Annotated in this window: 17 protein-coding genes; 6 read left to right on the top strand and 11 right to left on the bottom strand. The window is 30.9% G+C overall.

Annotated features, from left to right (window positions below; all coding sequences use genetic code 11):
- Positions 1-179 precede the first annotated feature (179 nt).
- Both PBN93_RS06570 and PBN93_RS06565 read left to right on the top strand, forming a co-directional pair.
- On the top strand, positions 180-1,595 hold the full coding sequence (locus PBN93_RS06570) for a sensor histidine kinase (RefSeq protein ID WP_271081726.1): 1,416 nt from the start codon (positions 180-182) through the stop codon (positions 1,593-1,595).
- Between the two features lie 128 nt (positions 1,596-1,723).
- Positions 1,724-3,106 (top strand): sensor histidine kinase, encoded by a 1,383-nt coding sequence (locus tag PBN93_RS06565; protein ID WP_271081725.1) that lies wholly within the window; start codon positions 1,724-1,726, stop codon positions 3,104-3,106.
- Between the two features lie 293 nt (positions 3,107-3,399).
- Here the strand turns inward: PBN93_RS06565 and PBN93_RS06560 are convergent, their stop codons facing one another.
- The 10 genes from PBN93_RS06560 to PBN93_RS06515 all read right to left on the bottom strand — a co-directional run bounded on the left by PBN93_RS06560 (position 3,400) and on the right by PBN93_RS06515 (position 14,252).
- Complete coding sequence (locus PBN93_RS06560) at positions 3,400-3,648, bottom strand: hypothetical protein (protein ID WP_271081724.1); 249 nt, start codon at positions 3,646-3,648, stop codon at positions 3,400-3,402.
- A 63-nt stretch (positions 3,649-3,711) separates the two neighbouring features.
- Positions 3,712-4,050 (bottom strand): hypothetical protein, encoded by a 339-nt coding sequence (locus tag PBN93_RS06555; protein ID WP_271081723.1) that lies wholly within the window; start codon positions 4,048-4,050, stop codon positions 3,712-3,714.
- Positions 4,051-4,268: 218 nt separating this feature from the next.
- The gene (locus tag PBN93_RS06550; RefSeq protein WP_271081722.1) at positions 4,269-4,568 is read right to left on the bottom strand and encodes a hypothetical protein; all 300 of its coding nucleotides are present in this window, start codon (positions 4,566-4,568) and stop codon (positions 4,269-4,271) included.
- The gene (locus PBN93_RS06545; RefSeq protein WP_271081721.1) at positions 4,546-5,058 is read right to left on the bottom strand and encodes a hypothetical protein; all 513 of its coding nucleotides are present in this window, start codon (positions 5,056-5,058) and stop codon (positions 4,546-4,548) included. The genes PBN93_RS06550 and PBN93_RS06545 overlap by 23 nt, the downstream gene beginning before the upstream one ends.
- A 356-nt stretch (positions 5,059-5,414) precedes the next feature.
- Positions 5,415-5,921, bottom strand: coding sequence for an OmpH family outer membrane protein (locus PBN93_RS06540; protein WP_271081720.1), 507 nt, complete (start codon positions 5,919-5,921; stop codon positions 5,415-5,417).
- 360 nt (positions 5,922-6,281) lie between these two features.
- Positions 6,282-7,109 carry a class I SAM-dependent methyltransferase gene (locus PBN93_RS06535; protein WP_271081719.1) on the bottom strand — a complete coding sequence of 276 codons (828 nt, stop codon included), beginning with the start codon at positions 7,107-7,109 and terminating at the stop codon, positions 6,282-6,284.
- Positions 7,087-7,644, bottom strand: a complete 558-nt coding sequence (locus PBN93_RS06530; protein ID WP_271081718.1) for a hypothetical protein — start codon at positions 7,642-7,644, stop codon at positions 7,087-7,089. The genes PBN93_RS06535 and PBN93_RS06530 overlap by 23 nt, the downstream gene beginning before the upstream one ends.
- A gap of 1,128 nt (positions 7,645-8,772) precedes the next feature.
- Positions 8,773-10,641, bottom strand: coding sequence for a tRNA uridine-5-carboxymethylaminomethyl(34) synthesis enzyme MnmG (gene mnmG, locus PBN93_RS06525; RefSeq protein ID WP_271081717.1), 1,869 nt, complete (start codon positions 10,639-10,641; stop codon positions 8,773-8,775).
- A 4-nt stretch (positions 10,642-10,645) separates the two neighbouring features.
- Positions 10,646-11,065, bottom strand: a complete 420-nt coding sequence (gene ybeY / locus PBN93_RS06520) for an rRNA maturation RNase YbeY (RefSeq protein ID WP_271081716.1) — start codon at positions 11,063-11,065, stop codon at positions 10,646-10,648.
- Positions 11,058-14,252, bottom strand: a complete 3,195-nt coding sequence (locus PBN93_RS06515; protein WP_271081715.1) for a hypothetical protein — start codon at positions 14,250-14,252, stop codon at positions 11,058-11,060. The genes ybeY and PBN93_RS06515 overlap by 8 nt, the downstream gene beginning before the upstream one ends.
- 411 nt (positions 14,253-14,663) lie before the next feature.
- On the opposite strand from PBN93_RS06515, the gene gltX reads away from it, so the two are divergent.
- A complete protein-coding gene (gltX, locus tag PBN93_RS06510) occupies positions 14,664-16,175 on the top strand; it encodes a glutamate--tRNA ligase (protein ID WP_271081714.1) in 1,512 nt (503 codons plus the stop codon).
- Positions 16,176-16,322: 147 nt separating this feature from the next.
- Positions 16,323-17,279: an SPFH domain-containing protein gene (locus tag PBN93_RS06505; RefSeq protein ID WP_077404409.1), complete on the top strand. Its 957-nt coding sequence runs from the start codon at positions 16,323-16,325 to the stop codon at positions 17,277-17,279.
- Between the two features lie 278 nt (positions 17,280-17,557).
- Here the strand turns inward: PBN93_RS06505 and PBN93_RS06500 are convergent, their stop codons facing one another.
- Positions 17,558-19,243, bottom strand: a complete 1,686-nt coding sequence (locus PBN93_RS06500) for a glutamine--tRNA ligase/YqeY domain fusion protein (RefSeq protein WP_271081713.1) — start codon at positions 19,241-19,243, stop codon at positions 17,558-17,560.
- Between the two features lie 253 nt (positions 19,244-19,496).
- Between PBN93_RS06500 and PBN93_RS06495 the strand changes: the two genes are divergently transcribed.
- Both PBN93_RS06495 and PBN93_RS06490 read left to right on the top strand, forming a co-directional pair.
- Positions 19,497-21,752 (top strand): T9SS type B sorting domain-containing protein, encoded by a 2,256-nt coding sequence (locus PBN93_RS06495; protein ID WP_077404403.1) that lies wholly within the window; start codon positions 19,497-19,499, stop codon positions 21,750-21,752.
- 6 nt (positions 21,753-21,758) lie between these two features.
- The gene (locus PBN93_RS06490) at positions 21,759-23,888 is read left to right on the top strand and encodes a PorP/SprF family type IX secretion system membrane protein (RefSeq protein WP_077404400.1); all 2,130 of its coding nucleotides are present in this window, start codon (positions 21,759-21,761) and stop codon (positions 23,886-23,888) included.
- The last annotated feature ends 127 nt before the right edge of the window (positions 23,889-24,015 follow it).

Genomic DNA, 24,015 nt, shown 5'->3' with positions numbered 1-24,015 from the left:
AGTACTATGTATAAAACTACGGCTTAAGAGCTTATTTGTTAAAATAACATTACATATAGTTAAAAAACAATCGTTGAATTACATAATTTTACCGTTTAACGAAAACAACACAATATAGAAAATACAAATACAAACTGTAACGTTAATAAAGTTACAAGTTAAATTCCCCAAACATAACTATGCAAAAATTGTGGTTCAGATACCGTAAATGGTATATAAATTATATTGAGTTTGAAATTACAACAAGCCATAAAGGTTTAGATTTTTTTAGAGATAAATTATTTATTTCTATACTATTATTAGTTAACTTCTTTGGTGTATTGGCATATATACCAAGCGTAATTGTGGCATACATAAATTTAGAAATGAAATTGGTTGTCATAAATACACTTGCCGTATCTGTATTACTTTTTGTAGTATTTAATAAGAGCATTACTTTACAGTTAAAAAAGCATATTTTTTCTGGAAACTTATTAATATTATCTACTCTACTCTTTATTAATAACGGCCTTAGTGGTAACGGACCCTTAATTTTATTAATGACCACATCTGCAGTTACATTATACAGTGGTAAAAAAACCGGTTTTATTGCATTTGGTTATGCTGTTTTAGTGTATGTCTGCATATTAATAAGTGTTAAACTTGGTTATTATAATTTTATACATACAACTGGTTATAATTTTACAGAGTATATGGTAATTAGTTTAAATAACTTGCTGTTTAACTTAATACTAGTTTTTTCAATTTCTTTTTTAATTACCCAATTACACAAAGCCTTACTTAATGAAAATAAGTTACAGAAAGAACTAATTGTAAAACACAACAATGCTGTTGCTGCAAGAAATAAGGCAGAACAGTCTGAGCAGTTAAAATCTGCATTTTTAGCAAATATTAGCCATGAAATTGGTACACCAATGTATGGTATACTAGGAACAACAGATTTGCTTAAAGAGTATAATAGTAAAGATGTAAGTTTTCAAAATTCATTAAAACTTATAGAAGAAAACGGCAACAAACTATTAGATATTATTGCAGATATTGTAAATATATCCAAAGTAGAGTCTGGATTAATGCCTATTACCCCAACAGCTTTTAATATTAAAGCCTGTGTAGAAAATATTTATACTAAACTAAAAAGTGAAGTAGAAGATAAAGACTTAGACTTTACGTTAACAAATTTAATTAGTACAAATGAATCTTTAATTTATACAGATAAAGAAAAGGTTGAAGCCATTTTAAACCACTTGGTTAAAAATGCAATAAAGTATACAGAAAAAGGAAGTATAGACATTAAATGTTACTTACCAGAAGATGGTGTTGTAGCTTTTGAAATAAAAGATACCGGAATTGGTATACCTAAAGACAAATTTAGATCTATTTTTAAGGCTTTTTATCAAGTAGATACCAGCCAAAAAAATGCACTTCACGGATCTGGAGTAGGACTTGCCATATCTAAAGCGTATACCGAGATGCTTGGTGGTAAGCTAAGCTTAAAAAACAACCAAGAAGAGGGTTCTACCTTTGGATTTACCATTTGTACTCATTGGCAATGTCCAGATAAAAAACAAGATCTAAAACCTGTGTTAAAAAACTAGAAACAAAAAATGTTCTTTTATAGCTAAAATTTACTGTTTAACGAATAACAAGCGTAAGCCTTATAAAATACTAGTATAATTCTTACTTTTAGGTAGTTACGTGTGTTAAATAGTATAAACTACCTATAATGGTGCAAAAATGGTGGAAATCTTACACAAGCTGGTTTGTAAATTATAGCAATTTTAAAACAGTAAATAAAAAAAAAGGATTAGAATACTTTAGAGATAAACTATTTATATCTATACTTTTACTTACTTTTTTTATTGGTGGAATTGCTTATTTCCCTAGTGGATATGTTGCAATTGCCAGAGGGGAATTATTTGTACTTTATATAGACACACTAGCAATTTTAGCTTTAGTTGCCATTATTTTTATAAATAAAATAGACTTTGACACTAAAAAAATTATTTTTTCCTATACACTATTCGTACTTTCTTTTGGTCTCTTACTTCATTTAGGTTTTAAAGGAAATGGTAGTATACTTTTATACACAACAACATCATTAATTACATTATACAAAGGCCGTAAAGAAGGAATAAATTGGGTGCTAACCACTGTTGTATTATATATAATACTATTAACTGGGTATTATTTCAACTTATTTTATTTTCCTTTTTTTGATGATTATGATTTTGAAGTACTAGCTGTAGTTACAGTAAATAATGTGTTGTTTAATTTTATACTAGTATTCTCTATATCTTTTTTAATTAAGCAATTACACCAAGCGCTAATTAAAGAAAACAAGCTACAAAAAGAGCTTGTTATTAAACACAATAAAGCTGTGCTTGCAAGACAAAAAGCAGAAAGCTCTGATAAATTAAAGTCGGCTTTTTTAGCCAATATAAGTCACGAAATAGGCACACCTATGTACGGTATTTTAGGAAGCACAGACTTTTTAAAAGAATTGCACAAAAAGGATAAAGAATCACAAGAATATTTACAATTAATTGAAGATAATGGTAATAAGCTTTTAGCTATTATTGAAGACATTGTAAACATATCTAAAATTGAAAGTGGTTTAGTTACACTAAACAATTCTACTTTTAATATAAACAACTTAATTAATACCGTTTTTACAGCTACAAACACAATAGCTAAAACCAAAGGCATACAAATAAAAAATAACAACTTAATTAGTAATAATGAAGCACTAGTACATACAGACAAAGAAAAACTTACTACCGTGCTAAAACACCTTTTAAACAATGCCATAAAATATACCGAGCAAGGTACAATTACGCTAAGGTGTTATTATAAAAATTTTGATACCATAGAGTTTTCTATAAAAGATACAGGAATTGGTATTCCTAAAGACAAGTTAAGTGCCATTTTTAAAGCTTTTTACCAGGTAGATACCAGTCAAAAAAATGCGTTACACGGGGCTGGTATTGGCTTGGCTATTGCAAAAGCATATACAGAAATGCTTGGCGGAAAAATAACATTAGAAAACAACCAGGAAAATGGAGCCACATTTAAGTTTACAATAAGTGCGCAACTGAATAAAAGTTAACGTATTTCTTGGCCATATGGAACAGGTCTATTTATTTTATTCTAAACCAAGAATAACGTTAAAACAGCCCATATTTAATTTAAGGTCTTAATCTTTATCATTTTATATAACCGATAATAAATATATGTTGGAATAGCAATAAGTACTAAAATTAAAAGCCACCTACCTGTAATACTCCAAAAATTTGTTTTAGAATTAATTTTTATCCATTTCCAACGCAAAATTTTTGCTTGGTGATTGCTAACCAATTTTACGGTTACAACATCTCCTATATTTGCTCCTCCACAAAACGCCTATTCCATCTCATTTTTAAAAGGAGAAGCATTGTTCATTAAACTATATATAGAGAAATTTTTGCGGTCACTACTATCATTTAGTAGTTCTAAATTAAACTTTACAACTGTTCCATATTCACCAGAAATAGGGCCCAAACTGGTCTCTATACCTATTATCTTTGCTTGTTTAACATAACCAAAAACTAAGTGCTCATTATACTCTAATCTTAAAAGTAAATACGAAAAAAACAAAAAAGGAACGCTCAAAGCTCCAAATAGGAAAAGGTTAAAAAATTTTGTATTCTATTTTCATTAAAAAACATAAAACTGTTATGCATGTACTAAAAAATACTCAACGCATAAGAAAAGAACAGCTACAACAATTGTTAAAGCCAAAGCACTGATTAGTTTAAATATAATTGGCTGTATTTGGTTTGACCTCTTTTTTAAGTAAAAAAGATCTAATATAATAAAAGTAACTATTGTTAAAGCTGCTATTAAAACAGAATCCATCATTAAAGTTAGACCGTAACCCCAAGCCATTAATTGCTCTAAAAATGTTGAGCCAACTTCTTGAGGGCCCATCCATAAGCGTACTATCCCTAAAGAACAAAGGTAAATAGGAATAACCCAAAGAATGTACCCAATAATGAGTTTTAATATTTTCATAAATATTTAATCCTATAAAATAATACCAATTAGTATTTAACAAAATAATAACCAAACATATGTACTAAAGCGGGTAAGACTCCAAAAATAATACTAATTAACAGTAAAAGGATTTTTTTCAGCAGGTAACTCTAAGTTTGCCAATACGTTATCTAAGTTTTTAAGCGATTCCTCCTCTACTTCTTTTATATTCACAACCAACTCTTTATTGGCTGTTTTTAAAATATATTGCTCTTTAGTTTTTCTAATATAGGTAATATCTTTTTATGCAATTTTTTTGGGAAAGCTGTCCCTTCTTTCAGAATTCCGTTTTTTAGAACCAAACAATAATTAGTAGATTTTAATATGCTTTTTACAAACCAAATAATAGCTATAACCAGTAAAATAAAACCAATCCACTCTATAGCATCGCTTTTTATAGTAAGATATACCGACTTGTATAATGCATAAACAACAAACAAGAATGAGAATAAAATATTAGTACGTACATTTTTTTTAGTGTATCTGATTTTCTGCATTTTTTGCCTCTTTTAATTTCAGATTAAAAAAACTTTTAACTTTTGGCATATTCAAATAATCTTCTTGTAAAATTGTTAATATTTGATCCCTTACAGCTTGAAGGATTTGATATTTTTCAATTCCAAAATTCTCAATGTTTTCAATTTTATCTGAATATGTCAACTTATTAATTTCAAGAAGTTTCCTGTATAATTTATCACTCATCCAACTTCTATCATAACTTATTAATACTAACTGTAATCTTAGATCATTATAATTCTCTGTTGATTTAAAAGCAAAATGGCAAGGTTTATCATTAACAATATGAGTTGATTGAAAGTATATCAATATTTTTTCAATTGACTCATAAACTTCAAGCCTTTTACTAATTGTTATTTTCCAATATTCTTGGTTATACTTACGCTTTTCAATAAAATAGTTAGCTCCTACTGAGACCATTGTAGAAACTACAGTACTAGTCAATAGTATAATTATCCAATCTTGATCCATAATAAAACTTTATTGATAAAAAATAAATCTCGGGGAAAGAATTGCCCCACAAATATATAACTTATCGCACTAAAAAATTACGGAAATACGTAACACACCAAAAAAATAACAGGCAATGTCTTACTTAAATTCAGTTATATATCAGAAAATAAATATTGTTTAAAGAGTAAAACTAAATGATACCTGGTTGGTAATGTGTTCTAATACCTTCATTTTTGATTTTAAAGTCATTTAAGAGCATTTTATGCTTTTTACATACAACTTACTAAACACAGGCATACTATTAGTTATAAAAGCCTTAAAACAAAAAAGCCTCAGCATAATGCTGAGGCTTTTTATATGTGTAAACAACAAGATTATTTCTTGTAGTTATCGTTTAAGATTTTAGTAATCTCATCTGTAAGGTCATCTGCGTCTGTACCGTATAAAACGCTACCACCGTCTCCACCACCAAAAATGTATGAGAAACCGTTTGTTTTACCGTAAGCTTTAATTTCTTTTTTAACTTTAGAAACTAAGCTATCCATTTCCGTTTGGCTGCTTACTTGTAATTGTTTTTCTTCTGCTTGCAATTGCTGACCAATAAACTGGCTCTTCTGTTGTAACATACCGTACTCTTCTTGAGCTTTAGCCTGAGACATTTTTTGTGCCTTTGCCTGGAAAGCTTGTGCTTCCATCTGGAAAGCTTGCTGTACACTATCTCTCTTTTTACCAAAAGCTTCTATCTTAGTTTTAAACTTAGTTTCTAAGTCTACTTTCTCCTGGTAGTCGTTCATAAGTTTTACGTTATCTACGTAACCCAATTTACTTTGTTGGCATCCTACTAAACCGATGAATGCAAGTGCAAAAATTATTTTTTTCATTTCTAGGTTTTTAATGTAAACTCCCGAACCGACGGAAAGTTATTTAAGTTGAGCAAAAATAGAAAAGTTTTTGAATCTGAAAGAAAAACACTCTTTAGTTTTAAAATTGACTAAAATTAAATTTTAAGCAAATTTTTCAAAAAAACAAGAAAGCCTAAAATCATAGTTAAAATCAATATAAAAACAAGAATCAATACTTAACACCTATAATAGATAAACGTTATTGTTTTGTGTTCTTTAAAAAGAAAATACCTATTAAAAAGTACATTTTAATGTTAATTCTAATGGATTAAAACAAAAAAAAGGGCTTAGTACTTGATACAAGCAATAAACCCCTCTTAAATGGCTTTAAAATGCGTTTTAATCCTTTTTAAGGACATAAATAACAGAAGAATGCTCGTTGGTTCTCATTGCAGATAAATTAGAACGCAAACCTCTATAAAAAGCGGTAAACATATTTTGCTTTCCTGTTTTGTATTTTTCAGATAATAAGGAAACATAAAAAGCATCAAACAACATTGGCTTAGTTTTTATAAGTTTCATATTGTGCTTTGCAAAAATCCTTTTTATAGCTGTTTTAGAAAAATGCCATAAATGTCTTGGCACATCATAAGCTGCCCAAAACTCTTTATAAAATTTTGCGTCGTAACTTTTAAAATTTGGAACTGCAATTATTAAAGTACCATCTTCTGCTAATTTAGATTTTAGCATTTTTATTTGCTCGTCTAAATTTGGCAAATGTTCTAAAACGTGCCAAAGTGTAATTACGTTATATTTTTTTTCAGGTAGTGTCTCTAAACTACTAAATAAATCTAATCCTTTATCTTTTGCTTTTTGTCTTGCGGTATCATTTGGCTCCACTCCATCACAAGTCCATTTATTGTTTTGTGCGGTAATTAAAAAATCTCCTGTACCTGCACCAACATCCAAAACAGATTTTTCTCCTTTGGTGTAATACGTAATTAACTGAATCTTTTTTTGCAAACTGTAATTTTTTACAGCTTGGTACAATTTGTCCACAACAGTTTTTTTTGCGTCTGTATGAGAAATGTAATCTTCACTCTCATAATAAACATCTAAATTTTCTGGTTGCGGTTCTGTAACCAACATATCCAATTCTTCATTATAGTTTAATGTAAAATTTTCTTGTGTTACAGAATGGTCTTTAGTTTTTAAATAAAAGTTCATTGTAATTGTGCGTAGCTAAATATTCTTTCTTTAATGCACGAAGATAGTTTAAAACTAAAGGACGTGAAAGCGAATTTTTATCCAAGCAATCTTTTCCGTCATCGTCTGTAACGCTTATGGCAATATAATAATTACCTTCTACACGTAACTGAGGCTCTTCATTAAAAAGATCAGAAGGATTGTCACTAGAACCAATAGCTCTATTTGCAACAACTCCTAAAGTAGGGGAAAGTATATCTATACTCTTATCTTTTTTTTCTACTTCATAAAATGAAAAATAATAAGGAACATCGTTTATGAAAAAAGGAACGTTGTAAAAAACATCAGTATTGTATAATTGATATTTTACATCTACATAATTATAAAACTCACTTTCATCTTTTGGATCTTCAAAAATAAAAACTTGGTGCTTGGTTAATCCTCTATTAAAACTTTTTCCTTTAGCAATTTTATAATCTTCAATATTGGGAGAAACACGCAACGGAATACAAGATTGCACAAAAGCTAAAATAACTAGGATGAATACATTTTTCATTTTTATTTTTTTTGATTTGAATGCTTTTTTATCAGCAACAAAAATTGAACCAGAAGTTAGAAGTTGAAAATTGGAAAAATTAAATTATTAAAACAACAATCAAAATAAAACAAAATTTTTAAGCACTACTCCTTTCCAATTTCTTTAAAAAAATTCTCTCTCGCTTTTTTACTTTTTTTGGATTGATAAAAAAAACTCAAGCAGAAAAAATTAAAAAACGATAAAATTAAAAACTTAAAAAAATGAATTTTAAAATGAGCTTCTAAATTTTAGAAAGCAAAAAAATAAAATAAAAATCACTCTTAAAAAATTAGAAAAAAAAACTAATAACACCCAAAAAAGTATAAAAGCAAAAATTAACGAAGCTGAAAATTTTGTCTAAAAAAAATTAAGAACTAAAATAAAAAGCATCAAAAAAAAGAAAAAGGAAAACTGAAATAGAATAAAAATTAAAAATAAATTCATTTAAAAAATGAACAGAAATAAAAAAATAAAAAACAAAAAGCGATAGAAAAATCAGAATTTTAAAATCAAAAAATAAAGCTCAAAATGAAAGTGTAAATTGAATAAAAAAAGAAGATAAAAAATAAAGAAAACGACACAAAAATAATTCGTAAAATTTGAACAAAAATTAATTAAAAAAATAAAATAAATATGAAGAGAAAAATAAAACGTGAAATCAAAAAAAATAAAAACAGTGATAAAAAAATAGAAACAAAAAAATCTGAAATCAATTATAAAAATAAATATCAGAAAAAATAAAAAAGATAAAATTTAAAGTAAGGATTCTAAAAACAATTTAGCTTCAAAAAAAATTGAAGCTGAAAATTTAAAAATTCAAAAAAAACAGAACACTTAAATTTTACAATTGAGCTAAAAAAAGAGAAAATATTTTCCAGTAAACCCACAGTAAAAAAGTAAAAATAGATACTGAAAAAACCGACACGAGAGCATCAGAAATTTTTAAACAGAATTAAAATTTACTCTAAACAAACACACAATAAACAACACTAACCTACCGTTATAAAAACCATAGAAAAAGACAAACAAAAACACCTTTACTAAAACAAAAAACCCAATTGTTCCACGTGGAACAATTGGGTGAATCTTATATACTTTAAACTTAAATTACCTTCCCATAAACACAAGTAATACACTTATGTCACTTGGCGAAACGCCACTAATTCTAGAGGCTTGGGAGATAGTAACCGGTCTAATTGCCTCTAATTTTTCACGAGCTTCAAAAGACAAACTCTTAAGTTGTCGATAGTCAAAACCTTCAGGAATTTTAATATTTTCTAAACGCTGAAGCTTATCCGCATTGTTCTTTTCCTTGGCAATATAGCCTGCATATTTAACCTGAATTTCGGTCTGCTCCATTACTTCTCTATCTATATTTTGAGCTTCAATAAATTCTGAAACAGACTTTAATTTACGCATATGATCCATAGTTACATTAGGCCTAGAAAAGCTCTTAAACATCTTATGAGATTGTTTAACTGGGGTGGATTTTACTGACTCTAAAATAGGATTTATATCCTCTGGAACAACACTTGTTTCTCTAAAAAAGTTTACAAAAGCATCAGATTTTTTAAGCTTTTCTTCCATTCTTTTTAGTCTAGAATCTGATGCTAATCCAATTTTATGAGCCATTGGAGTAAGTCTAATATCAGCATTATCTTGCCTTAAAAGGGTCCTATATTCTGCTCTAGAAGTAAACATTCTGTATGGTTCTTCTGTACCTTTTGTAATTAAGTCGTCTATTAAAACACCTATATAAGCCTCATCTCTATTAAGAATAAATGCATCATTTTCATTCACTTTTTGGTGTGCATTTATACCCGCCATTAGACCCTGACTAGCGGCTTCTTCATACCCTGTTGTACCATTAATTTGACCTGCAAAATACAGGTTATTTACAAGCTTAGTTTCTAATGTATGCTTTAATTGTGTAGGTGGAAAATAGTCATATTCTATAGCGTAACCTGGTCTAAAAAACTTCACATTTTCAAAGCCAACAACAGAGCGTAGAGCTTTAAATTGTACGTCCTCTGGTAGCGAAGTTGAGAAGCCATTTACGTATACTTCTACCGTATCCCACCCCTCTGGTTCTACAAATAATTGGTGCTTATCTTTGTCTGCAAACCTATTAATTTTATCTTCAATAGAAGGGCAATAACGCGGTCCTAAACTCTTAATTCTGCCGTTAAACATAGGTGATCTATCAAACCCTTCACGCAATAAATCGTGCACTAAAGCACTTGTGTGAGTCATATAACAGTCCCTCTGATGAGCTAATGCATTGGTATTTGTATAGCTAAATTTTTCTGGAATTGCATCACCTGGTTGCACTATCATCTTAGAATAATCTAGCGATCTACCATCTACTCTTGGTGGTGTTCCAGTCTTCATTCTACCACTTTCAAAGCCTAACTCAACCAACTGTTCTGTAATACCAGTAGCGGCTTTTTCACCTGCTCTACCACCACCTAATTGGCGTTCTCCTATATGAATTAGACCATTTAAAAACGTACCATTTGTAAGCACAACAGACTTAGATCTGATCTCTATCCCTAAAGAAGTTCTAACTCCGCATACCTTATCACCTTCTATAATAAGGCCAGAAACCATCTCCTGATAGAAGTCACAATTAGGTGTTCTTTCTAATGCCAAACGCCATTCTTCAGCAAAACGCATACGGTCATTTTGCGTTCTAGGACTCCACATTGCAGGTCCTTTTGACTTGTTTAACATCTTAAATTGTATAGCAGATTTATCCGAAATAATACCACTATAACCACCTAAAGCATCTATCTCACGTACAATTTGGCCCTTTGCAATTCCTCCCATTGCAGGGTTGCAAGACATTTGTCCTATGGTTTGAAGGTTCATTGTAACCAACAAAGTTTTAGAACCTAAATTAGCGGCAGCAGCAGCAGCTTCTGCGCCTGCGTGCCCGCCTCCTACTACAATAACATCGTATTCTTTATCAAACATAATCTTAATGTTCCACGTGGAACAATTTAATTTTTTCTTCTTCTTTACTCCTCATTACCGCAGCTTCTTCGTTAGTCTTATCTTTATAACCACACAAATGAAGTATACCATGAGCCATAACTCTTAATAATTCTTCATTAAAATTGACTTTGAAATCTGCTGCATTTTCTTTAACACGCTCAATAGATATATAAATATCTGAGCTAATAACCGTCCCATCTGTATAATCAAACGTAATAATATCTGTATACGTATCATGATCTAAGTACTGCTGATTGATGTTTAACAGGTAAGCATCATCACAAAAAATGTAATTAATATCACCTACTAAATGGTCTTCAGAAGCTATTATCCTATTAATCCAATCGATATACTTGGTATTACCTTTCAGATTAAAATCTGTTTCATAATGAAAATCAATCATTGCTTTTAAAATATTTTTGCACTTTATTTTGATAAATTTGCTGCAAAGGTAGTGCTTGTCTATTTAAGATTTCTATTTCGTTACGATAATTCTCCAATGCCTCTGGCTTAGTCGTAATAGGATTACTAAACTTATTTTTTGCTTTATTAGCTTCTCTTGTACTTTTCTCCCCTTGTTTTAAAGCTGCATTTTCTAGCTTCAAAAGTTGATGTTGTATATTATTTGCTTTGGTTTGAGTTCTATTTGTTATACCATTTTCCAGTAAATCGTTCTCGAAATCTTCCATTTGTTGCAACAGTTTCTTCGCTAAATTCTTATCTTCTTTGGCAATCATATCATTTAATTGCTGTTCTAAAGCCTGTCTAATTTGCTGTTGTTCTTTGTAAATTTCATAAATTTCTTTTAGTTCTTCCTCAGATAAACCTTGTCCTGTAGAACCATTCTCACCATTTTGGGTTCCATTTTTACCCTTAGAATTCTTATTTTCCCCTTCACCATTAGCTCCATTTTTGCCATTATCACCTTCTTTTCCACTCTCTCCTTCGCCACCTTTTTCACCAGATTTCCCTTTTTTACCATCAGCCCCTGGTTCCTTTCCACCAGATTTTTGACCTTCACCAGGCTTTTTGCCATCAGAAGACTTGGAATCTCCTTGTTTACCCATTTTATCTTTTAAGCTATTTTGAGCTTTAATTATATCTGGCAATTGAAAACCTTGACCCTTTCCTTGACCTTGTCCAGCACCAGATTTCATACTCTGATTCATATTATCTAACAAATTAGCAAGAAAATCTGCCAAACTGTTTGATGAATTAAGTACATATTTTTGATTAGACTTAGCTAAATACGACCTATTTTCCGCTAATTGTTCTAATGATTTATCAATATTATAAAATACCTCTGTGATATCTTTAGTTACTTTTTCTGATATTTCAGCTTGTCTAAGAGACAAAGCAAAAAGGCTATCATCTACGTGCTCAAATAATGTACGTAATTCCTTTTGACGCTTAATTGTTGTTGAAAATTTAGTGACGTCATTATCTCTAGCGCTTATATCCTCAAACAACTGTTCCTGTTTAAAAGAAAAAATAACAAGGTTTTCAAGAATTTGACGTAACATTTCAGCATCTTCCGTAATAGATTCTCCACTAGAACTAGATGAAGACTGCTGCATTTGACTACTCATTTGCTTCATTTTATCAGCTGCAGATTTTTGTTTTTTTGCAGCTTTGTTACTGGCTTTACTATCAGATTTAGAAGAATTATCACTCCCCTGTTCCTTATTTAGCTCTTCTAAAGCATCATTCTGATCCTGTTTAACGGCGTCTTGTTTTGCTTTATTAGCCTTAATATCTAATGGTTTTTGTAATTTTTGATTGTCCTTTTCAAGCTCATCAAGTTCCTTAGTTAAATCTTCAAAGGCTTTGTTTAATTTTTCCTGCTCCTCTTTTTCAAAATTTTGGTCCTGTTTAAGCTCTGATAGTACCTCTTGTTTCTCTGCAAGTTTCTCTAAATCTTGTTCTAATTGGGCCAATTTTTCTGTAACATAATATTTTTTTGTGAGCTCTAAAAGCTGTTCTAGGTTACGCTCACTATTTTTTTGGCTCTTACCAAGTTCTTCCAAACGCTTACTAAGCTCTTCTTTATTTATTTTATCAGCAACTTTATTTAACTCTTCAAGCAATTTTTGATTCTTTTTTGCTTCCTGCTCCTGACGTTGTAGTCTTTCTTGCAGTAATTTATTCTGTTTATTGTCTGTATCACTCTTTTGTAAATTCTCTTTTAACTGCTTACTAAATTTTTCCATCATCTGCTCCTGCAGTTGTTGCTTTTGCAGATAGTCTTTAACCTCAGACTGTTCGGTATAATTTAATGAAGATTTCTCTTTTTGCCTATTATTTAGCTCTTGCAGTTTTTCTTTCTGTTCTTTAAAATTATCTAAAGAATTGTCCAAGTTATCCAAAAGCTGTTGTTGTTGTTCTAAATCGTTGTTTTTAAGGGCATCAGCATCTAGTAAAACTGTACTAAAAACCTGACTTTTAGATGTTTTACCATTATGTACAGCGTCATTATCCGTAGCAGAAAAATAAAAACTATAGTTAATATTAGGCTCTAATTTAAGGCCAGATGGGAATGTGTAATAAAACTGGGCAACATTATTATTGGGATTAGAAATAGTCACTATTTGTTTATCTTTAGCATTATTAGTAGGATAACAAACTAATTTAATACTCATCAGTTTATAATCATCAGAAGCAACACCGGAATAGTATAAAATATTTGGATTTAAACTATCCTTTACTTGACTAACCTGCAAATTAGGACTAGCATCTTTTACTACTGTGAATTTATAACCTAACTTTTCATAATTAGAAACATTGTTATTTGATGTATTAATTACATAATCTGTACTATTATAAATTCTTTTTGAGAAAGAAAAAGAATTATCCATCTTATTAAATCTCAAAATAGTATCATTTAAACCCAAGGAAATGGTACTAATATGGTCGCCTTTTATGTTCCAGCTAACTTTAGTTCCTTCTGGAAAAACTGCATTACCAGTGCTTTGTATTGTTTCTGGTAGTTTATTGGTATAAGAAGGATAAACCAATTTCATACTAAAATCTTCTAAAAAAGGTACGTCTAAAACAGAAAGATTATATTGTTTTGAGGTTATGTTATTGGCTAAAAAGTAAAAAGAAATGCTTTTATCAGGAGAAACAAAGGTATACTCATAAAATCCATTGTTCTCTTGCAAAAGAAATTCAGTGCCACTAACAACTATAGCAACATTTTCTGGTTTAATTTTACCTTTGGTAGTAACTTTTAAGGTTAAACTCTCTCCTCTTAAAACAGTTAACTTGTTATTAATGAGATTAAAAGAAAAAGGTGCAGGTTTTTCATAAGCCATTTGGTAATTAACAACCCTATCATATGAGCCCAAAAAAGAACTAATGTTTCCTGTAATCCATACAACCAAAAATACAGCAAGGGGTAAAAGCAAATACTTAACGTATTTAAAATTTTCAGAAAAATTTATTGCTTTAGCGAAAGGAACAGCATCTAACTTTTTAGAACGTTGTTCTATACTAGCCAATAAAAGCTCAGATGTTTGTTGGTTATCTGCTAAATCTAACAAATTATACAACTTATCTCCTACCTCAGGAAAATGTTTACCTATTAACATAGCTGCATCCTTATTAGATATTCCTTTTTTAAGTTGAAATAAATAAAAAAGAGGTGTTAAAATATAAGCATACAGAAGGTAAAAAGTAATTGCCAAAAGGGTTAAAAGTAACAACAATCTACCTGTAGAATTAAACCATAAAAGGTACTCAAGCCCTAATATTACTAATAAAGTCAGCAATGCAAAACTAATAAAAAGAAGTAATCCTTTAAGTAACTTTTGGGTATAAAACCTTTTAGTAAAGGCCCTTAATTTTTGTAAAATATGGTCTAAACTATTCAAAATCTGTGATATTTAATACCAAGATACCCACAGTTTAAGAAAAACATAGAAAAAAATTGTTAAAAAGTGAGTATAACACTTTAATAGGACAAATAACTAACTGTATCTTTGTAGTAATAAATATATATTATGAGTTCTAAAGTAAGAGTACGTTTTGCTCCAAGTCCTACCGGACCGTTACATATTGGTGGTGTGCGCACTGCCCTATTTAACTACCTTTTTGCTAAAAAAAATGGTGGAGATTTTATTCTGAGAATAGAAGACACAGATCAAAATAGATATGTAGAAGGTGCTGAGCAATATATAATTGACAGTTTAAACTGGTGTGGAATTGGTTTTGATGAAGGTCCTGGAAAGGAAGGAAAATTTGGTCCGTATAGACAAAGCGAACGTAAACATTTATACAAAGAATATGCAGATAAGCTAATTGCAAATGGTAAAGCATATTATGCTTTTGATACTGCAGAAAGTTTAGATGAACATAGAAAAAGCCATGAAGCTAATGGCAAAACTTTTATTTACAACTGGCATAATCGCTTAAAATTAAACAACTCACTGGCACTAAGTAAGCAAGAAGTAGATGCCAAATTAGCTAGTAATGAGCCGTTTGTAATACGTTTTAAAACTCCTGAAAACGAGAAATTAGAACTGACAGATATCATACGTGGTACTATGCATATAGATACTAATGTGTTAGATGATAAAGTATTGTTTAAAAGTGATGGAATGCCAACATATCATTTAGCAAATATTGTTGATGACCATTTAATGCAAATTTCACATGTTATACGTGGTGAAGAATGGTTACCGTCTTTAGCATTACACCAACAATTGTATGATGCTTTTGGTTGGCAAGCTCCAGAATTTGCCCATTTACCATTAATAATGAAGCCTGTAGGTAAAGGTAAATTAAGCAAAAGAGATGGTGAAAAGCTTGGGTTTCCTGTGTTTCCGCTATCATGGAAAGAGTCTACTGGTTATAAAGAAGAAGGCTATTTTCCAGAAGCAGTAGTAAACTTTTTAGCATTACTTGGCTGGAATCCAGGTACTGAGCAAGAATTGTTTAGTTTAGAACAATTAATAAATGAATTTTCTTTAGAAAGAGTAAATAAATCTGGCGCTAGGTTTGATCCAGATAAAACCAAATGGTATAATACACAATACTTACAAGCAAAAGACAATGCAGAAATTACAACATTATTAATGCCGACTGTTTTAAGTCACGTGCAAGAAACACATCCTTTAGCTAAACATGAAATTGTAACCAAATTGGTAAGTTTACTAAAAGAGAGAGCTACTTTTGTAAAAAATATATGGGATTTAGCAGACTATTTTTACATTGCTCCAAAAGAATATGCTTCAAAAGCTGTTAAAAAACAGTGGAAAGAAGAAACTCCAGAGATTTTAAACCAATTAGTATCTACATTAGAATCAATAACAGACTTTAGCTCTAACAATACAGAAACAATTGTAAAAGAGTGGATTACAGATAAGGAATTATCATTTGGTAAAGTAATGCCTCCTTTTAGATTGGTTTTGGTTGGTGATATGAAAGGACCACACGTTTTTGATATTGTAGAGTTACTAGGAAAAGAAGAAACTATTAAAAGAATAAAAAATGCTATTGAAAGATTAGCATAAATTACATAACATTTACTGAAAGCTACAAATGTAATTATGCATTTGTAGCTTTTTTTTTATAAAAATGTAACATAAGCCCTATTTTAGTTACATATATATGTACAGTATTTGTACATTTAAAACATAAACCTAAAAACCTTAAAAATTATGGGAAGTTATTTATTAATACCACTAATAGTATTTGTAGTATTTGTAATATTTTCAGCTGCATTTGTAGTTAAACAGCAAACAGCAGCTATTATTGAAACATTTGGAAAATTTAGTAGTATTAGACAATCTGGACTACAATTTAAAATACCTTTTATGCAACGTATTGCTGGTAGATTAAGCTTAAAAATTCAGCAATTAGATGTAATTATTGAAACAAAAACTTTGGATGATGTTTTTGTAAGACTAAAAGTTTCTGTACAATACAAAGTTATAAAAGATAAAGTATATGACGCTTTTTATAAATTAGATTATCCTCATGATCAAATAACATCTTACGTTTTTGATGTAGTACGTGCAGAAGTGCCAAAAATGAAATTGGACGATGTTTTTGTTAAAAAAGATGATATTGCCCTTGCAGTAAAAGCAGAACTTAATGATGCAATGTTAGATTATGGTTTTGATATAATTAAAACCTTAGTAACTGATATTGACCCAGATGCGCAGGTAAAACAAGCAATGAACCGTATTAACGCGTCTGAAAGAGAGAAGATTGCAGCACAATTTGAAGGTGATGCAGCACGTATTTTAATAGTAGAAAAAGCAAAAGCTGAAGCAGAAAGTAAGCGTTTACAAGGACAAGGTATTGCAGATCAACGAAGAGAAATTGCACGTGGATTAGAAGAATCTGTAGAAGTACTTAACAAAGTGGGTATAAATTCTCAAGAAGCTTCTGCCCTAATTGTTGTTACCCAACATTATGACACGTTACAATCTATAGGTGAAGAAACTAATACTAATTTAATATTATTACCAAACTCTCCACAAGCTGGTAGTGATATGTTAAATAATATGGTTGCATCATTTACAGCTAGTAATATGATTGGCGAGTCTATGAAAAAAAATGCACCAAAAAATGAACAGACTAAAAAACTAGACAAACCAAAAAATGAATAAAACCAAATTATAATAAAAATTAGAAAATCCGATAGAAATATAAATTTCTATCGGATTTTTTTATACTTATAAAATTTTACAAAAAATTAAAAAGCAAAACTTGGTAAAAAAGGAACTTTTAATACAAAAAACTATTTAAATGAGCTTACACAGCATTATATTAAACTACACTTATAATGACATTAAGTATTTTTAAAAAACGCTTAGAACTCACTAAAAAAAGCCTTTTTTAATAAGAAATAGTAATTGTTTTTAAGTTAACATCAATAAAACTTATACTAACTTTTTTGCTGAATTTTTGCCCATGAATCTCTTAAACCAACAGTTTTATTAAAAACTAAATTTTCAGGTGTGCTATCTGTATCAATATTAAAATAACCCATTCTTTGAAACTGAAAAAGATCTCCAATTTTAGCTTCTTTTAAACTCGGTTCAACAAAACCTTTAATTACTTGTAAAGAATCTGGATTTATAAACTCCATAAAATCTTTATCTTTATGCGTATCCGGACTCTCATCTGTAAATAACCTATCATATAACCTAATTTCAGATTCTATAGCATGTTTAACAGACACCCAATGTAAAGTACCTTTTATTTTACGTAAACTTTCTTCGGTACCACTACCACTTTTACTTAAAGTATCATACGTACATTGAATTTCAATAATATTCCCATCGGTATCTTTTGTGCAAGATTCCGCCTTTATAATATAAGCTCCTTTTAAACGCACTTCTTTACCAAGCTTTAACCTAAAGAATTTTTTATTAGCCTCTTCCCTAAAATCCTCCTTTTCTATATAAATTTCTCTCGAAAAAGGAATTTGTCTGTTACCAGTAGCAGGATCTTCAGGGTTATTTTCTACCTCCAACCATTCTTCTTGATCTTCTGGATAATTAGTAATAACAACTTTTACAGGGTCTAAAACACCCATTACTCTTGGTGCAATTTTATTTAAATGCTCACGAACATGAAACTCTAATAATGATACATCAATGAGATTTTCTCTTTTTGCAATACCAATAGTATCTGCAAAATTACGAATAGACTCTGGTGTGTAACCCCTTCTACGCATACCAGAAATCGTAGGCATTCTAGGATCATCCCATGATTTAACAACACCCTCCTCTACCAATTTAAGCAACTTTCTTTTACTTACAACGGTATGGCTAAGGTTACGTCTGGCAAACTCTCTTTGTTTTGGTCTTGTTTTAGATTCATCATATACTTGGTCTAAAAACCAGTCATACAATTCTCTGTGCATAGCAAACTCTAACGTACAAAAAGAATGAGAAACTTGTTCTAAATAATCACTTTCACCGTGCGTCCAATCATACATAGGATAAATACACCAATCGGTATTTGTTCTGTGATGTGCCTTGTGTAATATACGGTACATAATAGGGTCTCTCATAAGCATGTTAGAGGAACTCATATCTATTTTAGCCCGTAAAACGTGTTCACCTTCTTTAAATTCGCCATTTTTCATACGCTGAAAAAGATCCAAATTTTCTTCAACAGATCTGTTTCTAAAAGGACTAGCAACACCAGGTGTTGTAGGCGTACCTTTTTGTTCTGCCATAGCTTCAGAAGTTTGGCTATCTACATAAGCTTTATTTTCCTTTATAAGAAAAATTGCCCAATCATACAACTTTTGGAAATAATCTGAAGCAAAGCATTCATGCTCCCATTTATAGCCTAACCAAGAGACATCTTTCTTAATTGCGTCTACGTACTCTTGTTCTTCTTTCGCCGGATTTGTATCGTCAAAACGCAGATTCACAGGTGCATTGTATCGTAAACCTAACCCAAAATTTAAGCAAATAGAACTAGCGTGTCCTATATGTAAATAGCCATTAGGTTCAGGTGGGAAACGAAAACGTAAATCCTCTTTTGAGAAACCATTTTTCAGGTCTTCCTCGATAATGTGCTCTATAAAATTTAATGATTTTTCGCCTTCATTCATAGGATAAAATTAAGCTGTAAAGGTACAAAATTAGATTAATTATAGGCCTTAAAAAATCGGTCACCATACAATAAAGCCATTTTCACAACATATTTAAATACTACTACAACAATAAATTTATGAACAAGTTATAAACAACCATATTTGTTTAAGCAAATTTCGCACACGCGTTAAAATGTTTGCAAAAATTTTAAACGTTTAATCTAACTAACTATGTCCCCAGACAATAAATAGTTACAAAAAAAATCATCTCATGAGAACAACACCTACTACAGCTCTTTTGGTACTTTTATTGTTATTTAGCTACTCGCTAACAACAACAGCCCAAATCTTAAATGCTCCCGAACCAATTGCCGATCCAAGTGGTGGCGGTACAAGCGGATGGACTGCCGCATGTGCATCTTCCGGATTTAACTCTTACTGGGTAAACTTTACCTGGATTAATGCACCTGCTGTAAACAGCGACAACAAATTTATATTAGAATTATCTGACTCAAATGGCAACTTTGGTAGTCCCGTAGCTCTTGCCACTTTAGATGATAAAAATTCTAATTACGATTTCAATATTCAATTTGCTTTACCTACAGACACTAGAGGAGAAAATTACAAAATACGAGTAAAGAGTACAAGTCCAGAAAAAGTGAGTCCTGTTGCCGGCCCTTATTCTATGTACTATGTAGACTTTAACTCACCAATATTAATGAGTCAAGATGGTAACGGTAATATACCATCTGGTGGTACTATAGAAGTTTGCGACGGTACAGCAATCACAATGGCACCACACAACGTACCAAATGCAAGTACTTACAAATACAATTGGTATAAAAGTGGAACTTTATTATCAGAAAAAGGTCCATCATTAACTACAACAGAAGCAGGTATGTATTCTGTACAGATAGATTATGGAACAATATGTTCTGGATCTGCAAGTACAGACTCAAATATTATAGAAGTAACAACAGGCACAAGTTTAGGAGTTGCATTAAATACACCGTCTAAAACTAGTCTTTGTTCTACAGAAACAGAAACACTTACTGCAAACATATCTGGCCAAGGCTTAACGTATGTTTGGTATAAGGATGATGTTGCTATTACATCACCAACTGTAGATAACCATACATACACAGTAGATGGCGCTACTGCAGGTTTTGAAGGTAACTATGCAGTAGAAATAAGTGGCCCAGGAGCTTGTTTAGAGCGTTCTGCAGCTATTTCTATAACAACTGCATCTAATGTTACATTAACAAGAGATAATGAAGCTAACCTTGTTATTTTACCAACTAAAACTAAAACATTACAAGTAACTAGTAGCAGTACAGCTGTAACTTATGCTTGGTACAAAGATGGAGTAGTACTTAGTGGAGAGACTACAAATACATTAGTGGTAAATAGTGCTGGTGAATACTTTGCTCGTATTGCAGATAATGGTGGTAGCTGTCCTTTTACAATAGATTCTGATAAAACAACAGTAGTAAGTCCGGCTTCTTTTAACATAGCAATAGATTATACAGCGGCTTACACAGACTGCCAAAACACAACAACAACATTAGATGTAAAAACAATTGAAGCCGTTGCCGCAGATGGTACAAAGACAGATGTTACAGCAGATCTTAAAAATGAATTTACATACCAATGGAAAAAAGATGGTGTAGCAATTTCTGGCGAAACCAACAATGCCATTGCACTATCAGATATTACTGCAAACGGAGATTATACTTTAAATGCAAGCATAAGTGGTTACAGCGCTACAGATTCTAACACTTTAGGCGTTATATTATTAACATCAGAAACCGTGGCTATTACAGCAAGTACTACTACTTTTTGTAATCCAAGCAATCCGGTAGTATTAAGTACAACAACAGCATTAGCCGGTGAAACCTTTACTTGGTACAAAGATGGTGTTAGTTATAATAATACAGATGAAACTTTAAGCAGTACAGAAACAGGAACATTTGTTCTAGAAGTACTAAAAAATGGCTGTCCGTTACGTTCTAACGAAGTTGTTATTTCTCCTTTAAACGAAGATTTAATTACGCTAGACAGCGCAGACCCAGTTATTCTTATAGAAGGACAAACTAAAACAATATCTGCAAACGGTGGTACAAGTTACCAGTGGTTAGATGCAGCTAATGTAGAATTAAGCACAAGCTCATCTGTAACAATTACGGCAGAAGGGACTTATACGCTTATAGCAAAGATAGATGACTGTGAAATTATTAAACAATTTACAGTTGAATACAAAGATACTTTTAACGTTCCTAACGTAGTAACACCTAACGGTGACGGTAAAAATGACCTTTGGGTATTACCTAACTCTTACTCTAACAACCCTAATGCAACTGTTATTATTTACAACAGTAACGGTGAGGAAATTTTAAATGAAAAAGGTTATAAAAACAATTGGCCTACTTCAACAATGAGTTTTCCTAAGCAAAATATGGTGTTTTATTATAAGATTTTAGATGATAAAGGTGGTCAAAAACAAGGGACTATAACAATTATAAGATAATTTAAAATGTTTAAGTTTAAGTACATATACTTTCTATTATTAGTGATGGTGCTAGCCAATGTTAGTGCCCAAGAGGTTAATCCATACCTATCATACGATGTTCCATCGCAGAACCTATTAAAATACAATAGGTTCTTAATAAACCCTACGTTTTCTACGGTTAGGGAAGATAAGTCGTACATAAACTTATTGCATAGAAACCAATCGGTAGAATTTACAGATAACAATCAAAACTACTTTTTAAGCTATAGTGGACGTATTAATGACCGTACAGGTTTAGGTTTAAGTATATACCAACAAACAGCCGGTACACTAACAAATTACGGTGTACTTGCTAACTATGCTTATGGCGTAAAACTTAACGACAAAAGTAACTTTACTTTTGGAGCAAATATGTCTTACTACGCTAGTGGTTTAGATAAAAGTAGAGTAAACGCCGCAGATCCAGATGATCCATTTTTAAACGGTCAAAGAGACAATTTACTACAGTTTCAGCCTGGTGTTAACTTGTCTTATGGTAAGTTTGATATTGGTTTATATGCCGAAAACTTATTTGATTATAACTTAAAAACAAGCGAATCTATTACAGAATTTGCAGATAAAACTTTCTCTGGTCACCTACAATATACACATCAGTTTGATAAAACATCTGGTATTTTAGAACAAGGTAGATTAATGCCTTTGGCTAGAGTACGTAAAGGCGGACAAGAAGATGTTGTACTTGGTGGAAGCCTTATATTAGATTTACCTAAACTTGGATGGGCCCAAGTTGGTTATGATGACCATTATGGTGCCGCTGCAGGTTTAGGTTTTAATCTAAACAAACGATTATCATTAGGCTATACTATGGAAAAAGGTATTTCTGGTGATTTAGATAATTTTGGTGTAACACATGAAATATCAGTTGCATACTCATTTACTCCAAATTTAACAGAAGACAGAGTAATGTTAGAAGATGATAACGATAATGAACTTGCTTTTAATGAAGAAGATACCAACTTAGACGAAGAATTAGAATCTGAAAAATTTGAAGAACTTAAAAAACGTTTAGCTGAAAATGATCAAGTTTTGGCAGAGTTAATGTACAGACAAGATTCTTTAGAAGTAAACAGACAAAGAGATCTAGAAAAAAGGTTTGAAAGAGTGTTACGTATGGTACGTAGTGAAACTCAAGGTAAAAGACCAGATTTAGAAGAGAGAGCTAAAAAAATGTATTTCATTAATAATGATGAAAATGCAGTTGCAGAAAACACTACTAATAAACCAAGTGGTATAGAAAAAGATGCAACAACAGTTGTTGCTCCAAAAACCTCAACTTCTGGCTACCAAAATGCTACTAATAACACTATTGAAAATGCAACTGTGGCTACAGATGCTACCAATACAAACACAGCAATAGCAAATAACCAAAAAACAACTACAGTTAAAACAAATGCTTCTACAATAAAAAGAAGAAAATTTAAACATTTAAGTGGTGTACAAGATGGTTACTATGTAATAGCAAACGTATATAAGGGCCAAGGATACTTAAACAAGTTTATAAAAGATCTTGAAGATAATGGCTTATCAGCAGATTATATAAAAGATCCAAAAACAAATTTAAAGTATGTGTATCTAGAAAGATATGATACTTGGAAAGAAGCAGAAGCAGCACATAACTCAAAACTTAATGGCGCATACGATTATGATATGTGGATTATGAATGTAGATAATAGCTCTAACCTAGACAGTAGATACAACAATACAGGTTATGCAGCAACTACAAAAGATAAAACCCAAACCAGGGATAAATACAGTAATGACAACCCTAAGTTTAGAAATCCAGTACAAAAAGATAACGTTGCTAATACTTACCCAACTCCAAAAATTGTAAAATTTAATGGAGTAGATGCAGGATATTACATTATTGCTAATGTATTTGCAAGTGCCAAAAATGCTAACAACTTTGTTAAGTTACTTAACAAACAAGGTTTACACGCTAGCTATTTTATAAATCCTGAAAACAATTACAGATATGTTTACTTAAAAAAGCATGGCACTTGGAACAATGCTTTACTATCATACTATTCTAAAATTAACAGCTCTTACCAAGACCGTATGTGGATTATGAGAGTTACTCAAAACAACATAGCGTAATGGATAAGATTTTTTCTAAAATAATACTTTTTTGTGCACTATTGCTTACGTGTATTGCATTAGCTAACACAAAAAATACCAATAAGTATACTGTAAAATTCAATGACAGTATAACAACAAACAACTC

Source organism: Cellulophaga omnivescoria (assembly GCF_027915275.1).
Lineage (GTDB): Bacteria > Bacteroidota > Bacteroidia > Flavobacteriales > Flavobacteriaceae > Cellulophaga > Cellulophaga omnivescoria.
This window is presented reverse-complemented; position numbering and strand designations above follow the sequence as displayed.